The following is an 18026-nucleotide window of genomic DNA, read 5'->3' as shown; positions in this document are numbered from 1 at the left end:
GGCGGCTCGCGTGGCGCGGGCGGCTCCTGGCTCCGAGGGCTCAGCGTTGGGCGAGCAGCGGCGGTAGCCGCACGGCCAGCCGCTCGTACTCCTCGGGCGCGTTGTAGACCTGCCCGCAGAGTCGCAGCCAGCCCCGACCGTTCCAGGACATCACCGCCACCTCGGCGGCGAGCCGCTCGGCGATGCGCTGCTGCAACGCCCGCCCCTGCTCGACGGTGGTGGCGAGCCCCCGCGGGAGCGGAATGATCCGCATGGCGACCTCGGGTCCGCCGGGGTCGGGCAGGTGGGCCGGTGCCACGGCGAGCGCGTCACCCACCACCCGCTGGGCGTACGCCGCGAGCGCCGCGTTGTGCGCGCGTACCCGGTCGACGCCGAGGCTGCGCAGGGTGAACAGGCCCGCCGGCGCGGCCAGCCACGAGGTGTAGTCGAGGGTGGCCTGCCATTCGAGCCGGGCCGGGAAGCCGCTCTCCTGCTCCCAGGAGACGACCAGCGGCTCGATCCGCTCCCGCCACTGCGCCGCGACCACGAGCACGGCGGTGCCACGCGGGGCGTACGCCCACTTGTGCAGGTTGCCCACCCAGAAGTCGGCGCCGACGCTCGCGACGCTGGTGGGCAGCATACCGGGCACGTGCGCCGCGTCGACGAGGACCGGCACGCCGCGCTCGTGGGCCACGCCCACGATGGCGGCGACGGGGAAGAGCCGGGCCGTGGCCGAGGTCAGCTGGTCGACGACGAGCAGCCGGGTCCGGCCCGGGCGCAGCGCGGCCCGGATGGACTGGATGACCTCCTCGTCGGTGGCCGCGAGCGGAACCGGGAGCACCCGGCTCTCCGCCCCGGTGCGGCGGCACTCCCGCCCGATGGCGAGGCTCACCGCGCCGTACCCGTGGTCGGTGCTCAGCACCTCGTCGCCGGGGCCCAGGCCCAATGACTGGAGCACCACCGCCACACCGGTGGTGGTGTTGCCGACCAGCGCGGTGCCGTCCGGGTCGGCGCCGAGGAACGTGGCGAGGTGTCGGCGCGTGTGGGCGATCCGGTCCGTCAGCCCCTGCGTGAAGAACCGCAGCGGGTTGGCCTCCATCTCGTCGCGCAGCCGCTGCTGGGCGCGCTGCACGACGATCGGCACCGCGCCGAACGAGCCGTGGTTGAGGTGGTTGACCGCCGGGTCGAGGGAGAAGAGCAGACGGGCGCCCGGAAGGGGCTCCGGGGGCTGCGGGACGCTCACCCGATGATCGTAGCCGTCGGTGGATCATCACCAGCCGGTTCCACCCGTTCGGCGACCGTGCTGAGCGCGGCCCCTCAGGCGCGGGGGTGGGCCTGGCGGTAGGCGGCGCGGAGCCGCTCAACCGACACGTGCGTGTAGATCTGCGTGCTGGCGAGCGACGAGTGGCCCAGCAGTTCCTGCACCGCCCGCAGGTCCGCGCCACCCTCCAACAGGTGCGTCGCGGCGGAGTGGCGCAGGTCGTGCGGGCTGGTCCGGGGCAGGCCGATGGCCGAGGCGTACCCGCCGACGATCCGGCGGGCGGTGGTCGGGTTGAGCCGACCGCCGCGGGCGCCGAGAAGCAGCGCGTCCCCGGAGCCGGGCCCCGCCAGGGTGGCCCGGCCGTGCCGCAGCCAGTCGTCCAGCGCCCGCTGTGCCGGCAGCCCGTACGGCACGGTCCGCTCCCGGCCGCCCTTGCCGAACACCCGGACGACCCGGGGGCCCTGGTCGACGTCGGCCGTGTCGAGGCCGCACGCTTCGCTGACCCGTATGCCGGTGCCGTAGAGCAGCTCCAGCAGCAACCGGTCACGCAGCAGCACCGGATCGGCCGCGCCGGGACCGGCCGCGCCGACGGATGTCACGGCCATGGGGGCAGGCGTCGAGTCGGGGCCCGCGGCCGACCCGGCTGCGCCGATCCCGGGAGTCCCGGCCGTGCTCCCAGGGGTCTCGGCCGGCGGCGCGGCGTTGCTTGCCGCGGGCTCGGGCGGCGGTGCGAGGGTGCGGCCCGGTGCTTCGACCAGCGCGGCGGCCTGGTCGGGGCGGAGGACGGTGGGCAGCTCCCGCCGCGCCCGGGGGCTGGTCAGCGGGGCGGCCACGTCGGCGGGCAGCAGCCCTGACCGGTGCGCCCAGGCGCTGAAGGTGCGCGCCGACGCGGCACGGCGGGATAGTGTGGCGCGTGCCGCACCGGTCGTCCGCTGTCGGGCCAGCCAACTGCGGAGCACGGTCAGGTCCAGGTCGGCCGGGTCGGTGCAGCCCATCCGCGCCGCGTGGTCGAGCAGCGAGACGACGTCGCCGACGTATGCCCGGATGGTGTGCGCGGAGCGGTTGCCGACACCCGAAAGGTGCGCCGCGAACGCGTCCACGGCCTCCCGCAGGTCGCCGGGCAGCGCCTGGTGGGTGGCCCGGGTGCCGTGGCCCTTGCCGCTCATCGCCACCTCGTCGTCGACGGTCCAGCGTCCACGGAGGAGCCGACGCGTTCCGCCCCGCCGCGGCACCAAGCCTACGGGCGCGGCCAGCCCTGCGCCCGCGTGCCGCCGCCCGGGTCAGGGCGTGACCCGGCGGCGGACCTGTCCCGCGCGTCGCCGCCGGGGTCGGACGCGGCCCGGCGGTGACCTGTCCGCGCGCCGCCGTCCCGGTTCACGTCGCCGCCGCGCGGCGCGGTCGAGGCGTCGACACCAGGGCGTACCCGTCGTCGCGGCGGACCACCAACGTCAGTTCCTCCAACAGGGACAGCTTCCGCAGCGCCGTCCGCACGTCCACACCGGCCCGGGCGGCCAACCGCTCCACGCCCACCCCGCCGCGACGCGGCATCGCCTCCAACACCGACCGGGCATAGTCGTCGAGCGTGTCGGTCGGCCGGTCCGGCCCGCGCGCCGGCGGTGCCAGGTCGTCAGGGATGCGGCCCACCTCCTTCAGCACGTGCGCTACCCCCGTCACCATCCGAGCCTTCGGATGGTCCCGCAGCAGCTCGTGGGTGCCGACCGACATCGCAGAGGTCACCGGACCCGGCACCGCCATCGTCGGGCGGGGCATCGCGAGCGCCCGGTGCCCCGTCTGCGTCGCGCCGCTGCGAGCCGACGTTTCGACCTCCACCGTGCCGACGGTGCAGGCTGTGACGACCCGGTTGCGGATGAGGAACCTTTTCCGCACTGCGATGACCATAAATCTCTCGTTGAGCGATGTACTCAGCGTGTTCCCGGACCGGGGGTTCAAGGCGCTCGTCCGGACAGCTCGACAATCCACGCCCCAGCGAGAACCGGCGGCGCGGGCACGTTGGCCACAGTCGGCGGGTCAACATCCCTAACGGGCACGGGGCGAAGACGGTGCAGACCGAGGTCGGACCGGTGCGGATCCAGGTCCCGCGGGATCGGGCGAGGTCGTTCACCCCGCGAGTCGTCCCGAAGCATGTCCGCAGGTGGGACTGGTTCAACGAGGTGATCCTGTCGCTGTATGCCAAAGGCCTGACGACCGGGGAGATCTCCGCCCATCTGGCGGATGTGTATGACGTAAGGCGTCAGCGTCGTTGGGGGATAGCGCAGGTGCTCCCAGTGTTAGCTGGGCACCGCCACATCGTCTGCTCGGGAGTTTTGCACAGATGATCGACTAGTCCGATCGTGTGGTCAGTTCTTCCAGGTCACCTCGATGGTCGCGGGATCGAAGTACGAGCGGCCTGGCGACCAGCCCGTTGGCCGGCCCTTCTTGGTTCGGTGGATCGTGACCGTCAACAGCGTGTCGACGACTGCGCGCCGACGGTGGAGGTCGAGTGCATCCCACGCTGCGGCGGCGTCCGCCGCACCAACAAGACCCGCCAAGGCGTCACCCTGGTCCACTGCGGCTAGTTGGTCTTCGACGTCACTCAGCCGCGCCCTCAGTCGCTCCGAGCCCTCCCGCAGCTGCCGGACGTCAATCGCGCCGTCGGCGTACGCAGCAGCGAGCCCGTCGAGCCGTTCCCGGAGAGTGGTGGCGTCGACCTGGAGCTGCCCAGAGTCGGGGCGGCCGGACTCGGCGAGCAGCTGCACGACGTCGGGCCGCGACAATCGCTCGACGACGAGCGCCGACACGTACGCGTCGAGTTCGCCGGCGTTCCGGCCGACGCAGCGCGACACCTTGCATGTGTAGGACGGCACCGACTGTGCGGACGTCGACATCAGTGTGGCCCGGACGGTCGCGCCGCAGACTCCGCACAGTGCCAGCCCGGAGAGCATCCACCGCCGCGCCGACGACCACTGTGTACGCCGGCCCGGGTGCGTCAGCACCGACACCACGGCGCGCCAGCGCTCCTCGTCCACTAGGGGCGGCCACGCGGCCGGCCCGACCACCTCGCCGCGGTGTTCCCGTAGCCCGGCGTTGCGGGCGCGTAGCAGCACCTTGCGCAGCTCGGTTGCGGTCCATGGCCTGCCGGTGGACGTGACCAAGTTGCGCGTGTTCAGGTCTGCGGCCTGGCCGCGCAGACTCGCCCCGGACAGGATCGCGTCGGTTACCTCGGCGACGACGCGTGCCTCATCGGGCCGGAGTGTGACGCCGTCCGCCTCGTACCCGTAAGGTCGTCGCCCGCCAGCCCACCGGCCATCAGCCGCAGCCTGTTGCTTGGCGCGTTGCTGCCGCTCCACCTGGTGCTCTACCTCGTACCGGGCGACGGCGCCGAGCTGGCGGGCGACCATCCGGCCACTGGGCGTGCTGAGGTCGAGCGGACCGGCCTTGACCGTGAAAGTCGGCACGCCGCGCGGTTCGCATGCCGAGATGTACTCCTCCAGCTCAGTGGGGGAGCGGTGCAACCGGTCCGTGTGCCAGGCCAGCACGGCGTCGAGGCGGGCGGTGGCGATGTCGTCGAGCATCCGCCGATAGGCGGGGCGGGGCTTGCGGCTGTAGGCGGACAGGTCGTTGTCGGCGTACACCTGCGCCACGGTCAGCCCGTGTCGGGCCGCCAGCTCTCGACAGTCCGCTTCCTGCCGTGCTAGGCCGAGCCCGGCGCCCTCCCGGTCGCGGGAAATCCGAACATAGACAGCCGCTCGCGTCATGCCGGTTAGTGTGGCATAGCCTGACTTCCGTGAGGTCGAACGCCGAACCGAACTTTGGCAGAGCGGCCGGCAGCAGATTGAGCGTGATCCGCCGGTTGGGCCAGCGCTGGCCGGAGTTGACCACGGCCGCCCGCACCCGGTCCCGCGCCTCGTGCAGCGCGGTGTCCGGCAGCCCGGAGATCACCACCGCGGGCAGCCCGGCGGCCAGGTCGGACTCCACCTCCACCAGGTGCCCCGTCACCCGGACCAGGCACACGCAGAGCACCTTCGCGTAGCGCACGCCGCACCGCCGGCGACACGACCGCCTGGTTCTGGTTCGTCATGACCGGCACGGTGCCGTGCTTCCCGGCGTCGCGGCGACCCCGACCCGGCTCGCCTGTGGACACGGGCGGACTCTGGACAACCGGACGATCATGTTCGTGTCGTGCTACGTCACCGTCGCGCCGGGGTCGCATGGCGCCGGTCAGGCTGGTCGCATACGGTGCCCGCGTGAGCGGACGACGGAGCTACCCCGAAGATCAGGAGTCGCGCTGGTATCCCGGCGAGAGTGGACGCGGCTACGAGCCGGACTGGCGCGGCACGGAGGAGGCGCGCCTGCGGGACGAGGAGTTCCGTGCCCCGGAGCAGCGCGGTCCGGCCGACGACACCCGGTACGCCGACCCGGACGGCTACCGGGAGCCGACGCGCTTCGGCGTCGCCGAGTCGGGGCGGTTCGGAACGAGCATCCCGGCGGTGGATGACTCCGTCGCCTTCGCGACCAGGGTCGCCGGCACGGACGACTCGATCACCTTCGCCGCCCGGGGTGCAGGACCGGACGACTCGGGCAGCTTCGGAGCGGCGAGCCCGGACAAGTGGCTGGACGCGTCGCCGTACCGGACGAACCGGAGCCGGCGGGCGGAACCGGACCAGGCGGATGACTCCGGCGAGCCCACCGGCCGGCAGGCCGCCCGGGAAGCCCTGCCCGACACCGCCTTCGGCCGCGAGGCCGCGCTGCCCGGCTCGCCGATCCCGGCGGCGCCGGGGGGCGAGGAGCTGACCCGTCCGGCCCCGCTGGGCGGCTACCCCGTCATCGAGCCCGGGCGTGGTGCGGAGACCCCGCAGGCGTCCGGCCGTGGCGTGGACACCTCGTACCAACCGGTGCGCGGCGCGGAGGCCCCGTACCAGCCCGGCCGTGGCCTGGAGGCACCGCACCTGTCAGGGCCGGCGGCGGAGGTTCCGCAGGCGCCGGGACTCGGCGCGGACGTGGCTCACCAGCCTGGGCTGGACGCGGACGCGGTCCAGCGGCCGGCGCCCGGCGCGGAGGCGCCCCATCCGCTGGAGATGCCGACCGGCCCGATGCCGTCGGTCGGGACGCGGGCGGACCTGCCGCCGTACCTGCCGGGTGGTGCGCCGGATGCGGGACGCCCGCCGGCCGGCGACGGCGTCTACCGGACGCGTCGGCCGGCCCTGGCCGTGCTCTTCGCGGTGCTGGCCCTGGTCTTCGAGATCCCCGCGCTGCGGCTGCTGGCCAACGGGGTGACCGGCGACCCGGTCTCGGCCGCGAACATCGTCGCGGGGACTTTTCTGGTCGTCGGCCTGCCGATCTTCGCGATCGGGCTGTACGGGCTGCGAACGGGTGGATTGTCCCTGGCCGAGGGCGGGCGGGGCTGGCTGCGCCCGCCGACCGCCTACCTGACGGTCGCGCTGGTGCTCTTCGTCGCCGCCGCGCTCGCCACGGGCTGACCGCCTGCCGACGAGCGTGCCCGCGTGGTCGCCGGCATGATCTCGCTGGATCCCTGATGTAGTGGCCTCCGCGTGCCTTTGAGGCCACTACATCCCTGAAGTAGCGCGATCGACCCTCATCGGGCGGCCCGGGCGGGGCTGGCGCGCACCCGGGGGTTGTGGGGCGGGGGAGGGGCGTACACTGGTCGACTGGCGACCGCCTCGCGCGGTCGACCTCGCGCGCCCTCTTCACGAATCGTCGTGGGGTGGCGGCCTCCCTGGTCCCGATCCTGATCGGGCCCATCATGGCCGACGACCGGGCGCCAGGACGCCCGGCCGCCGGCCGGGCGGGACAACCAGGGATCGCAAGGAGTAACCCACCATGGCCGTCGTGACCATGCGCCAGCTGCTGGAGAGCGGTGTCCACTTCGGGCACCAGACCCGTCGCTGGAACCCGAAGATGAAGCGCTTCATCTTCACCGAGCGCAACGGTATCTACATCATCGACCTGCGCCAGACCCTCGACTACATCGAGAAGGCGTACGACTTCGTGCGCGGCACCGTCGCCGAGGGCGGCAGCATCCTCTTCGTCGGCACCAAGAAGCAGGCCCAGGAGGCGATCTCCGAGCAGGCGACGCGGGTCGGCCAGCCGTACGTGAACCACCGCTGGCTCGGTGGCATGCTGACCAACTTCCAGACCGTGTACAAGCGGCTGCAGCGGATGAAGGAGCTGGAGGCCCTCGGTGACCTGAGCGGCACCGCCGCCGGCTACACCAAGAAGGAGACCCTGCAGCTCTCCCGCGAGAAGGACAAGCTGACCAAGACCCTCGGTGGTCTGCGGGACATGCAGAAGCTCCCGGCCGCGATCTGGGTGGTCGACACCAAGAAGGAGCACATCGCCGTCGACGAGGCCCGCAAGCTGGGCATCCCGGTGATCGCGGTGCTCGACACCAACTGCGACCCCGACGAGGTCGACTTCCCGATCCCGGGCAACGACGACGCGATCCGCTCGGCCGAGCTGCTGACCAAGGTCGTCGCCGCCGCCGTCGCGGACGGTCTGATCGCCCGCTCCGGCCGTCGCCGGGGCACCGACGAGAAGCCGGAGCCGGGTGTGGCCTCCGACGAGCCGCTGGCCGAGTGGGAGCGCGAGCTGCTCGAGGAGCCGAAGAAGGCCGACGAGCCGACCGAGCAGCCGACCGAGCAGCCGGCCGAGCAGCCGGCGGCCGCCGCAGCGGAGTGACCGTGCCGTCGCTGCCCCACCGTCCGTTTCGGCGGACGGTGGGCAGCGGCGGATCGGCCGGGCACATCCGGCCCGGAACCGGGTAACCGGCCCCTCTGACCATCCACACGCCGTTCTCAACACCGAAGAGAGAGCCATGTCAGAATTCACCGCCGCGGACGTCAAGAAGCTCCGCGACCTCACCGGCGCCGGCATGATGGACAGCAAGAAGGCGCTGACCGAGGCCGAGGGCGACTTCGACAAGGCCGTCGAGATCCTGCGCGTCAAGGGCGCCAAGGACGTCGGCAAGCGGGCCGGCCGCACCGCGGCCAACGGCCTGATCGCGCACTCCGGCCAGGCGCTGCTCGAGCTCAACTGCGAGACCGACTTCGTGGCCAAGACCGAGTCGTTCATCGCGCTGGCCCAGCAGCTGGTCGAGCACGGCGAGCGGAGCGGCGTCACCAACGCCGAGGAGCTGCTCGCCAGCGAGCTGGACGGCAAGAGCGTCGCCGACCTGATCCAGGAGCAGTCCGCCAAGATCGGCGAGAAGCTGGTGCTCAACCGCTTCGCCAAGCTCGACGGCACCACCGCCGTCTACCTGCACCGCAAGGCGCAGGACCTGCCGCCGGCGGTCGGCGTGCTCGTGCAGTACGCCGGCAAGAGCGACGAGGCCGGCGACGCCGACGCCCGTGGTGTCGCCATGCAGATCGCCGCGATGCGGCCGAAGTACCTCACCCGCGACGAGGTGCCGTCCGACGTGGTCGAGTCCGAGCGGCGTATCGCCGAGCAGACCGCCCGCGAGGAGAACAAGCCCGAGGCGGCCCTGCCGAAGATCGTCGAGGGCCGGGTGAACGCCTTCTTCAAGGACTACGTCCTGATCGAGCAGTCCTCCGTCACCGACCCGAAGAAGTCGGTGAAGCAGGTGCTGTCCGAGGCCGGCATCGAGGTCACCCGCTTCGTGCGGTTCGAGGTCGGCCAGGCCTGAGCCGCCGCCGGGCGCCCGGCGCCCGAGGGCAGGAACGTCGACGAGGAGGTCGCCGGTGTACGTGACAGGCACCGCGGCCTCCTCGTCCCATAGGGTCGGCAGCGGCAGGTTCGCGGCGCACGGGGCGCCGGCGTGGGAAAGGGCGGGGCGGATGACGCAGGTTGTGAGTGACCGGACGCTGGCGGTGGACGATCCGACCGCCCCGCCGCCCGGCCGGGCTCGCCGGGTGGTGCTGAAGCTCTCCGGTGAGGTCTTCGGCGGCGGCGCGATCGGTGTGGACCCGGATGTCGTACAGGCCATCGCCCGGCAGATCGCGACCGTGGTCCGCCGCGGTGTGCAGGTCTCCGTGGTGGTCGGCGGCGGGAACTTCTTCCGCGGCGCGGAGCTGCAGAAGCGCGGCATGGACCGGGCCCGCGCCGACTACATGGGCATGCTCGGGACGGTGATGAACTGCCTCGCCCTCCAGGACTTCCTGGAGAAGGAGGGCATCGAGACCCGGGTGCAGAGCGCGATCACCATGGCGCAGGTCGCCGAGCCGTACATTCCGCTGCGGGCCATCCGGCACCTGGAGAAGGGCCGGGTCGTCATCTTCGGCGCGGGCGCCGGAATGCCGTACTTCTCCACCGACACCGTCGCCGCCCAGCGGGCGCTGGAGATCCACGCCGACGTGGTGCTGATGAGCAAGAACGGCGTGGACGGCGTCTACAGCGCCGACCCGCGGATCGACCCCACCGCCAGCAAGTTCGACTCGATCACCTTCTCCGAGGTGCTGCGCCGCAACCTGCGGGTCGCCGACGCCGCGGCTTTCAGCCTCTGCATGGAGAACGACCTGCCGATGCTGGTATTCGGCGCGCAGGGGGACGACACCATCGTCCGCGCCGTGGGTGGCGACAAGATCGGCACCCTGATCACCGCCTGAGCGGTCGCCCACGGCGACGACAGCGGTCCTCCGACACACAGCAGAGCCCACCACGAGCACAGAAGGAGGCGAGGAGACCGGTGATCGACGACACCCTCCTCGAGGCCGAGGAGAAGATGGAGCGTGCGATCGAGCACGCCAAGGAGGAGTTCGGCGCGATCCGCACCGGCCGCGCCACCCCGGCCATGTTCTCCAAGGTCATCATCGACTACTACGGCACGCCCACGCCGCTGACGCAGATGGCGTCCGTCGGGATCCCCGAGCCGCGGATGGCCATCATCAAGCCGTACGACAACTCGCAGATCAACGCCATGGAGAAGGCGATCCGCGACTCCGACCTCGGCGTGAACCCGAACAACGAGGGCAACCAGCTGCGCATCCTGCTCCCGCAGATGACCGAGGAGCGCCGCCGCGACATGATCAAGGTCGCCCGGCACAAGGGTGAGGAGGCCAAGGTGGCGATCCGCAACATCCGCCGCCGTGGCAAGGAGGAGCTGGACCGGATCGTCAAGGACGGCGAGGCCGGCGAGGACGAGGTACGCCGCGCCGAGAAGGAGCTGGACGACCTCACGCAGCGGTACGTGGCGAACGTCGACGAGCTGGTCAAGCACAAGGAGACCGAGCTGCTCGAGGTGTGAGCACCTCGGTCGGGCGCTCCGGCCGGGGCCACCACTCCGTGGGGCTGACCCGCGGCCGCTGAGCCGAACCGGTGACGGCCACAGAACGTGACACGAGGCCCGCCTCCGTCAGGGGCGGGCCTCGCCGCGTGCGGGCCGGCGGTCCGCGCTGGTCGGGGACGGTGGCGGGGGCTTCGTGGTGGGGTCCCGAGGCGCGGGACGCCGCCGTTTGGGCGATCCGGTGTGGATCAACCGCTGGTGGACGGGCGGGCCCGCCCGGAGCGGGCCGCGGGGCGGGCGCCCGCATCGTCCGCCGTGCCCGAGCGGCGGGTGCAGTAGGCTCGGCACGATTCCCGGTCACCGAAGGGTGAACTCGGGGGATCGACCGGTCGTCGGGCCGGTCAACCCGCAACAACAGTCGCGCGTGTGTAGGGGATGCTTGTGGTCTTGCGTTCTGTGGTGGTACTCGTGCCGCATCGCGGTGCGTGATGTCCCACCCCGACCCCTACGGCAGCGCCGACCCCCGCGGCTGGGACCGACCGGACCAGCCGGTGGCCCTGCCCTGGCCCGAGCGCGAGGTCGAGCCGGGGCCGTGGACACGGCAGCCGGGCGTCGGCCCCGAGCTGTACGCCGAGCCGCAGACCCGCCCCCGCCCGTCCGCTGACCCGTACGCCGAGCGGGGCGTACCGGGCCGCCCCGACCCGTACGACGAGCGGGTCGACCGCTACGCGCCGGACGCGTACGACGACGGGCGTCGGCGCCCGGCCGAGCCGTACCCGCCGCGGAGCGAACCGGTGCGCGGCGATCGGCGCCGGCCCGGCCCCTACCCGGAGCGCGGCCGTCCCGGCCCGCACGGCGACCCCAGCCACCGCGACGACCGCCACCCGGCGGACCGCCCCCTGGCCGACCGCCGCCCACCGGTTGACCGCCACCCCGCCGACCGGCACCTGGACGAGCGCTACGACCGCCCGGACGAGCGCTACGACCGTTACGTCGACGATCCGCGCGTGGACCGCTTCGACGGCCCGCCCGGACCGGGCGCAGACCGCTACGGTCCGCCGGGACCGGGCGCAGACCGCTACGGTCCGTCGGGACCGGGCACGGACCGCTTCGACGGTCCGCCCGGACCAGGAGGGGACCGCAACGCCGGACCGCCACCGGACCGCTACGACGCACCAGGGCCGGACCGCTACGCCGGACCCGGGCCGGACCGCTACGCCGGACCGGCCGGCCCGGCGAGTCGATTCGACGACGAGGACGCCTACCCGACGGCACAGTTGGAGCCGGTGCGGGCCGACAGCGCGCCCGACGCCACCCTGACGGGCGAGGCCGAACCGCCCGCCGGTCGACGGCAGCCGGGCAAGCGGCGCGCCACGGCCGAGCGGCCCGCCACCCAGCAGACCCCGAGCCGCGCGGGTCGTAACCTGCCGGCCGCCATCGGCGTCGGGCTGGCTCTCGGCGCGCTGATCCTGGTCCCGCTCTTCCTCTTCCCGCCGGCGTTCCTCGCGGTGGTCATCGCGGCGGTCGGGGTGGGGATCTGGGAGATGACCCGCGCGGTCCGGCGCAGTGGCGCCCACCCGCCGCTGGTGCCGCTGGTGGCCGGTGGCGCCCTGACCGTGGGGCTGGCCTGGTTCGCCGGCCCGGACGCGCTCAGCCTGGGACTGCTGGTGACCGTGCTCGGCACCATGATCTGGCGGTTGGGCGACGGGCCCGGCGGTTTCCAGCGCGACCTGACCGCGGCCACCCTGATCGCGGTGTACGTGCCCTTCCTGGGTGGGTTCGCCGCGCTGCTCGCCGCGGCCCCCGACGACGGCGCGTGGCGGATCCTCGCCACCCTGGTCGCGGTGGTGCTCTCCGACACCGGCGGCTACGCGGCCGGCGTCATGTTCGGCAAGCACCCGATGGCGCCCTCGGTGAGCCCGAAGAAGTCCTGGGAGGGCTTCGCGGGCTCGGTCACCGCGGCCGCGCTCGGCAGCGCGTTGCTGATCTGGCTGGTGTTCGACGTGACGCCGTGGTGGGGTGCCCTGTTCGGGCTGGCGGTCTCCGGCGCCGCGGTCCTCGGTGACCTCGCCGAGTCCATGATCAAGCGGGATCTGGGCGTCAAGGACATGAGCAACCTGCTGCCCGGGCACGGCGGGCTGATGGACCGGCTGGACTCGATCCTGTTCGCGCTTCCGACCGCGTACCTGCTGCTGGCGGTCTTCGTGCCGCTGGCGGGGTGAGCCGTGGACGGGGCCGGATTCGACGCCTCGACCGGAGGGCCGGGTGCGGTTCGGCACCTCCGGACAGGCGCGTCCGCCGTTCGGCGTGACAGACTGGGATCCGCCATGACGAGCCTGCCGTTGATCCCCACCGCCCCGGGCGCCCCCGCCGCGCGCCGGGCTGCCATGCCGCCGCAACATCTCGCCGACCTCGACCTGGCCGGTCGCCAGGCGCTGATGACGGAGTTGGGCGAGCCCGCCTTCCGCGCGAAGCAGGTCTCCACCCACTACTTCGGCCGGCTCGTCCGTGACCCGCAGTTGATGACCGACCTGCCGGCCGCCACCCGCGAACGGCTGGCGGAGCGGCTGCTCCCGTCGCTGCTCACCCCGGTTCGTGAGCTGGCCTGCGACGACGGCGCCACCCGCAAGGCCCTCTGGCGGCTGCACGACGGCTCGCTGGTGGAGAGCGTGCTCATGGGTTACCCGGACCGGGTCACCGTCTGCATCTCCAGCCAGGCCGGCTGTGGCATGGCCTGCCCGTTCTGCGCCACCGGCCAGGCCGGGCTCACCCGCAACCTCTCCACGGCGGAGATCGTGGACCAGGCCGTCTACCTGGCCGGGGTGGCCGCCTCCGGGGCGGTAGCGGGGTCGCCTGCCCGGCTGTCACACGTCGTGTTCATGGGCATGGGCGAGCCGCTGGCCAACTACAACCGGGTGGTCGCGGCCATCCGTCGGCTGGTCACGCCCGCTCCCGAGGGTCTCGGGCTGTCCCAGCGACACATCACCGTTTCCACGGTCGGCCTGGTTCCGGCCATCCGCCGACTGGCCAGCGAAGACCTCTCAGTGACTCTTGCGTTGTCGTTGCACGCCCCCGATGATGATCTGCGCGACGAACTCGTGCCGGTCAACCAGCGCTGGAAGGTAGCCGAGGTGCTGGACGCAGCGTGGGACTACGCGGCCCGGACAGGACGCCGTGTGTCGATCGAGTACGCAATGATCAAGAACGTGAACGATCAGCCGTGGCGAGCCGACCTGCTCGGCCGGCTGTTGGCCGGCAAGTTGGCCCACGTGAACCTCATTCCGCTCAACCCGACGCCGGGCAGCCGCTGGGACGCGAGCCCGAAGCCGGTGGAGCGGGAGTTCGTCCGGCGCTTGCGCGAGGCCGGGGTGTCCACCACGGTGCGGGACACCCGGGGGCGCGAGATCGACGGGGCGTGTGGGCAGCTCGCCGCCGCGGAGGACAGGGACATCGACCGCGCCGAGGCGACACCGGCGTGACCGGGCGTGGCGAACGAGACCAGGAGACATAGTGGCGAGTCAGGGTCAGCGTTTCCGGCGGAAGGCGCTCCGCCGGGGATACAAGGTCGACGAGGTGGACGCCTTCCTCGACCGGGTGGAGGCGACGCTCTCCGGCCAGCCGGTCGGCGCGCCCGTGGCCTCCCAGGAGGTCCATGACGTCGTCTTCCGGGTCCGGTTCAACGGCTATGACGAGTGGCAGGTCGACCTGCACCTCGACCGGGTGGAGCGCCAGCTGGCCGAGCTCGAGGAGCGCGGCGGCGCGGGTGGACGCGGTGGCGACCCCCGCATGGGCGACCGGATGGGTCCGCCGGACCGGATGGCCCCGCCGATGCGCGACGAACGCGGCATGTCGCCGGTCCCGCAGCCGCTGCCGCCCCGCCCGATGCCGGCGCAGGCCGGCCCGCCGGCCGACCGCTACGGTGCCCGATACGACGAGCCGACCGGGGCGTTCGCGGGCGGCTACGACGGCCCACGCGGCGGCTACGACGCTCCGCGCGGCCCGGCTGGCCCCGCTGGTCCTGGCGGCCCGGTCCCGGGCATGCCGATGGGCCCGGGCGCTCCCATGGGTGGCCCGGCCGGTCCGCCGCGTGGCCTGCCCCCGGGTCCCGGCGGCTACGGCCAGGAGGAGCAGCGCTTCGACGGCTTCGAGGCCGGTCGACGGGCCCGCACCGACATGACCGCCGAGATCCGGATGCCCGACCGGGACCCGCGCCGGGGTCCGGCGGGCCCGCCGCCCATGCCGCAGCAGGGGATCGGTGGCCCGCCGATGGGTGGTCCGCCGGCCGTGCCCGGCCCGCCGATGGGTGGCCCGCCGATGGCCGGTCCGCCCGGAAGCGACCTCTACCGGGTCGACCAGATCCGCCGCAGCTTCCAGGTGCGCCGGTTCGGCAGTGGCTACGACCCCGACCAGGTGGATCGTTTCTTCGAGGCCCTGCTCGGCGGCATGGCCGGCCGTAACCCGATGCCGGTCAACCCGAAGGACCTGGACACGTTGCGCTTCGGCCTGGTGCCGGGTGGCTACTTCGAGGCCGAGGTGGACGGGGCGCTCAAGGACGTGCAGGACATCCTGTTCGGCCGCTGAGGCCGCACCGCGTACGACGAGGGCCCGCTCCCCGGTCGGGGGGCGGGCCCTCGTGCGTGGTCGTCCGGCGCGGCAGGTCGCGCTGCCGGCGCCTCCGGTCAGGAGCGCAGGCCGTTGCGCCGCAGCACGGCGTCGCCGATCACGATGACCAGCAGCAGCACCGCGAGGCCGATCAGCCAGATGTCCTCGACCTTGCCCTCGTGGTTGCCGCAGATCATCGCCACCAGCGCCAGCGCGGTCAGCACCGCACCGATCCGCCCGGACTTGCGGTGCCCGGGCTTGTGCTGGTCTGGCGACGTTACCGGCTCGCTTCCTGCCACTGTCGGTCCTTCCCTCGCGATCGGATCTCCGGTTAGTCTGGCACGCCCCGTACCGGGCTCGGCGCAGGGTCCGACCGGTCGGCCCCGCAGGCGGGACCCGCGGGCGCGGAGGCGGCCAGGAGCGGCCCTGGCTCGGGTCGCCGGGTGGCCCCGGACGGCCGCGAGGTGGGACTCGGGCCGAAGGTCCCGGTCCGACCAGGGCGGAACGCCACTACGGGCGTCGCGGACCGGGGGCCACAGTCACTCCGGTAGCGTTTGTCGTACACCTTGATACGTCTTTTGAGGGGGAAACTGCGGTGCGAGTGACCGGTACGGGGCACGCCAGCATGCGGATCGACACGGCCGCGGGCAGCATCCTGTGCGACCCGTGGGTCAATCCGGCCTACTTCGCCTCCTGGTTCCCGTTTCCCGACAACTCCCAGCTCGACTGGGAGTCGCTCGGCCAGGTCGACTACCTGTACGTCTCCCACCTGCACCGGGACCACTTCGACGCGAAGCACCTGAAGCGGTACGTGTCGAAGGACGCGACGGTGCTGCTTCCCGAGTTCCCGACCTCGGAGATGGAGGACGAGTTCCGGGCGCTGGGCTTCACCAAGTTCCTGAAGGCCCCGAACGAGCAGGTCGTGGAGCTGCCCGGCGGCCTGAAGATCATGATCCAGGCGTTGACCAGCCCGACCGACGGCCCGATCGGCGACTCGTCGCTCTGGGTCGAGTACGACGGTGTCCGGCTGCTCAACCAGAACGACGCCCGGCCCACCGACCTGAGCGTCTTCGCCGAGCTGGGCCACGTGCACGCGCACCTGCTCCAGTTCTCGGGCGCGATCTGGTACCCGATGGTCTACGAGCTGCCCCAGGCGGCCAAGACCGCGTTCGGCAAGCAGAAGCGCGACCGGCAGTTCGACCGTACGTGGCGCTACATCGACGACCTGAAGGCCGACCACGTCTTCCCGATCGCCGGCCCGCCGTGCTTCCTCGACGACGAGCTGTGGCAGTTCAACGACATCTTCGGCGACGAGGGCAACATCTTCCCCGACCAGTCGGTGTTCCTCACCGAGTACGCGAAGGTCGGCGGCACCAACGGCATCGTCCTGCTGCCCGGCAGCGTCGCCGAGGTCACCACGGAGGGCGCGACCACCACCCACCCGGTGCCGGTGGCGGAGTTCTTCGCGAACAAGATCGCCCACCTGGAGGAGATGCGCGAGCGCAAGCGCCCGATCATCGAGGCGGAGAAGGCGTCGTGGCGGCACCCCGAGGTGGACGTGCTCGCCGAGATGAAGCGCCGCATCGAGCCGCTGCTGGACGAGTCGATCTACCTGGCCAAGGGCGTCGGCGGTCCGGTCCGCTTCGACCTGGTGGGCACCGACGACTCCGGCGGGGAGACCATTGAATCTATCGTGGTGGACTTCCCGGGCAAGGAGGTCCGCCCGTACGCGGACGAGAAGGTGCGCTACCGGTTCCGTACGGAGCGGGCGCTGATCGAGCACCTGCTCTTCATCGACGAGGTGGACTGGGTCAACTCGCTCTTCCTCTCCTGCCGGTTCTCCGCCGCTCGGATCGGCCAGTACAACGAGTTCGTCTACGCCTTCTTCAAGTGCCTCTCCGAGGAGCGTCTCCAGTACGCCGAGGGCTGGTACGACGAGCACGAGCGGGCCGTCGACGCCGAGGACATCACGCTGGGCGACTGGGTGGTGCAGCGCCGCTGCCCGCACCTGAAGGCGGACCTCAGCCGGTTCGGCATCGTCGACGGCGACCAGCTCACCTGCCAGCTGCACGGCTGGCGGTTCGACCTGGCCAGCGGCCGCTGCCTGACCAGCGTCGGGCACAAGATCCGGGCGCACCGGGCCGACGCGACGACTCCGGCGCCCGCAGGCGAGGCCGCGAGCTGAGATTCACCGCCCCGCCCCCGGCCGGGCCTCCGACGACCATGCGGTTGTGGTGGGTGACGAAACCCGCTTTCCGCCCCAAACCGGGCGAGACAACCCCATGATCGAGGAGGTGTCGACGGGGGCGGGTGCGTGACCGAGGGCGACGACGAGTCGAGGTACCGGTACGGGCGGGACCGGGAGATGGCCCGGGACGCGTCCCGGGTCGAGGCGTTCAGCGACGCCGTCTTCGCGATCGTGCTGACGCTCATGTCGGTCGACCTGCTCCAGCTCGGCCCGGCCCGCGAGGACGGGTCGGGCCTGCCGGGCGCGCTGTGGCACGAGTGGCCGGCCTACCTGGCGTACATCATCACCTTCGCCATCGTCGGCCAGGTCTGGCTCACCCACCACAACATGTGGCGGTACGTGATCCGGGTCGACCAGGTGCTGCTCGTGTTCAACCTCGTCCTGCTGCTGTTCGTGGCGATCATCCCGTTCACCGCCGACCTGCTCGCCGACAACCTGCGCGGCGACCCCTTCGACCAGCGGCTGACCGCCGCGCTGTACGTCGGCGCGGTGCTCGGTGAGGCGCTCGTCTTCAACCTGAGCTGGTGGTGGGCCCGCCGTAGGCGACTGCTGCACCCGGACCTGGACCCGCGGCTGGCCCGCGCGGTGGCCCGACGGTTCCTGCTGGGCCCGGTGCTCTACGTGATCGCGTTCGCCTTCGTCTTCGTCAACCCGCTCCTCAGCCTCTGCCTCTACCTGGTGCTGGTCGGCGTCTACCTGATCCGGGGGCCCGGCGACCTGCCCTCCTCCGCCCGCTGACG

General features: G+C 72.4%; 14 protein-coding genes and 3 pseudogenes. 11 read left to right on the top strand and 6 right to left on the bottom strand.

The genetic code is table 11. The annotated features are described in order from the left end of the window. Positions 1 to 40 precede the first annotated feature (40 nt). From GA0070620_RS14225 to GA0070620_RS14215, 3 genes and pseudogenes are all read right to left on the bottom strand, one after another. On the bottom strand, positions 41 to 1222 hold the full coding sequence (locus tag GA0070620_RS14225; RefSeq protein WP_091591017.1) for an aminotransferase class V-fold PLP-dependent enzyme: 1182 nt from the start codon (positions 1220 to 1222) through the stop codon (positions 41 to 43). Between the two features lie 74 nt (positions 1223 to 1296). Next, on the bottom strand, positions 1297 to 2406 hold the full coding sequence (locus tag GA0070620_RS14220) for a tyrosine recombinase XerC (protein WP_091591014.1): 1110 nt from the start codon (positions 2404 to 2406) through the stop codon (positions 1297 to 1299). Positions 2407 to 2614: 208 nt separating this feature from the next. Further along, a pseudogene (locus GA0070620_RS14215) lies at positions 2615 to 3127 on the bottom strand (DNA-processing protein DprA); the annotation flags it as partial. A gap of 143 nt (positions 3128 to 3270) precedes the next feature. Here GA0070620_RS14215 and GA0070620_RS14210 point away from each other — a divergent pair. Continuing rightward, positions 3271 to 3483: pseudogene (locus GA0070620_RS14210) on the top strand (transposase); the annotation flags it as partial. A gap of 114 nt (positions 3484 to 3597) precedes the next feature. On the opposite strand, the gene GA0070620_RS14205 reads toward GA0070620_RS14210, so the two are convergent. Both GA0070620_RS14205 and GA0070620_RS14200 read right to left on the bottom strand, forming a co-directional pair. Further along, entirely contained in the window at positions 3598 to 4995 is a 1398-nt protein-coding gene (locus GA0070620_RS14205) for a recombinase family protein (RefSeq protein ID WP_091591009.1), read from the bottom strand. A gap of 31 nt (positions 4996 to 5026) precedes the next feature. After that, a pseudogene (locus GA0070620_RS14200) lies at positions 5027 to 5275 on the bottom strand (magnesium chelatase domain-containing protein); the annotation flags it as partial. Positions 5276 to 5484: 209 nt separating this feature from the next. Between GA0070620_RS14200 and GA0070620_RS34145 the strand changes: the two are divergent. The 8 genes from GA0070620_RS34145 (at position 5485) to GA0070620_RS14160 (ending at position 15017) form a co-directional block, all read left to right on the top strand. Continuing rightward, positions 5485 to 6717 carry a hypothetical protein gene (locus tag GA0070620_RS34145; protein WP_331713233.1) on the top strand — a complete coding sequence of 411 codons (1233 nt, stop codon included), beginning with the start codon at positions 5485 to 5487 and terminating at the stop codon, positions 6715 to 6717. A gap of 361 nt (positions 6718 to 7078) precedes the next feature. Then, entirely contained in the window at positions 7079 to 7936 is an 858-nt protein-coding gene (rpsB, locus tag GA0070620_RS14190) for a 30S ribosomal protein S2 (protein WP_091591005.1), read from the top strand. A 136-nt stretch (positions 7937 to 8072) separates the two neighbouring features. Continuing rightward, complete coding sequence (gene tsf, locus GA0070620_RS14185) at positions 8073 to 8900, top strand: translation elongation factor Ts (RefSeq protein WP_091591002.1); 828 nt, start codon at positions 8073 to 8075, stop codon at positions 8898 to 8900. A gap of 151 nt (positions 8901 to 9051) precedes the next feature. Next, on the top strand, positions 9052 to 9819 hold the full coding sequence (gene pyrH / locus GA0070620_RS14180; protein ID WP_091590999.1) for a UMP kinase: 768 nt from the start codon (positions 9052 to 9054) through the stop codon (positions 9817 to 9819). An 80-nt stretch (positions 9820 to 9899) separates the two neighbouring features. Then, the gene (gene frr / locus GA0070620_RS14175) at positions 9900 to 10457 is read left to right on the top strand and encodes a ribosome recycling factor (protein WP_091590996.1); all 558 of its coding nucleotides are present in this window, start codon (positions 9900 to 9902) and stop codon (positions 10455 to 10457) included. 986 nt (positions 10458 to 11443) lie between these two features. Beyond that, positions 11444 to 12658: a phosphatidate cytidylyltransferase gene (locus GA0070620_RS14170; protein ID WP_231922429.1), complete on the top strand. Its 1215-nt coding sequence runs from the start codon at positions 11444 to 11446 to the stop codon at positions 12656 to 12658. 105 nt (positions 12659 to 12763) lie between these two features. After that, positions 12764 to 13915, top strand: coding sequence for a 23S rRNA (adenine(2503)-C(2))-methyltransferase RlmN (gene rlmN / locus GA0070620_RS14165; RefSeq protein ID WP_091590992.1), 1152 nt, complete (start codon positions 12764 to 12766; stop codon positions 13913 to 13915). A 31-nt stretch (positions 13916 to 13946) separates the two neighbouring features. Continuing rightward, a complete protein-coding gene (locus GA0070620_RS14160) occupies positions 13947 to 15017 on the top strand; it encodes a DivIVA domain-containing protein (RefSeq protein WP_091590989.1) in 1071 nt (356 codons plus the stop codon). 98 nt (positions 15018 to 15115) lie between these two features. Here the strand turns inward: GA0070620_RS14160 and GA0070620_RS14155 are convergent, their stop codons facing one another. Further along, a complete protein-coding gene (locus GA0070620_RS14155) occupies positions 15116 to 15337 on the bottom strand; it encodes a DUF2631 domain-containing protein (RefSeq protein WP_091590987.1) in 222 nt (73 codons plus the stop codon). Positions 15338 to 15633: 296 nt separating this feature from the next. Here GA0070620_RS14155 and GA0070620_RS14150 point away from each other — a divergent pair, with 296 nt between their 5' ends. Together GA0070620_RS14150 and GA0070620_RS14145 are read left to right on the top strand one after the other, a co-directional pair. Then, positions 15634 to 17223: a Rieske 2Fe-2S domain-containing protein gene (locus GA0070620_RS14150; protein ID WP_091590985.1), complete on the top strand. Its 1590-nt coding sequence runs from the start codon at positions 15634 to 15636 to the stop codon at positions 17221 to 17223. A gap of 180 nt (positions 17224 to 17403) precedes the next feature. Next, a complete protein-coding gene (locus tag GA0070620_RS14145; protein WP_091598760.1) occupies positions 17404 to 18024 on the top strand; it encodes a TMEM175 family protein in 621 nt (206 codons plus the stop codon). Positions 18025 to 18026 lie beyond the last annotated feature (2 nt).

Origin of the sequence: Micromonospora krabiensis, from assembly GCF_900091425.1 — a bacterium.
GTDB lineage: Bacteria > Actinomycetota > Actinomycetes > Mycobacteriales > Micromonosporaceae > Micromonospora > Micromonospora krabiensis.
Note: the sequence above shows the minus strand (reverse complement) of the source record. Positions and strands in the feature narration are given on the sequence as shown.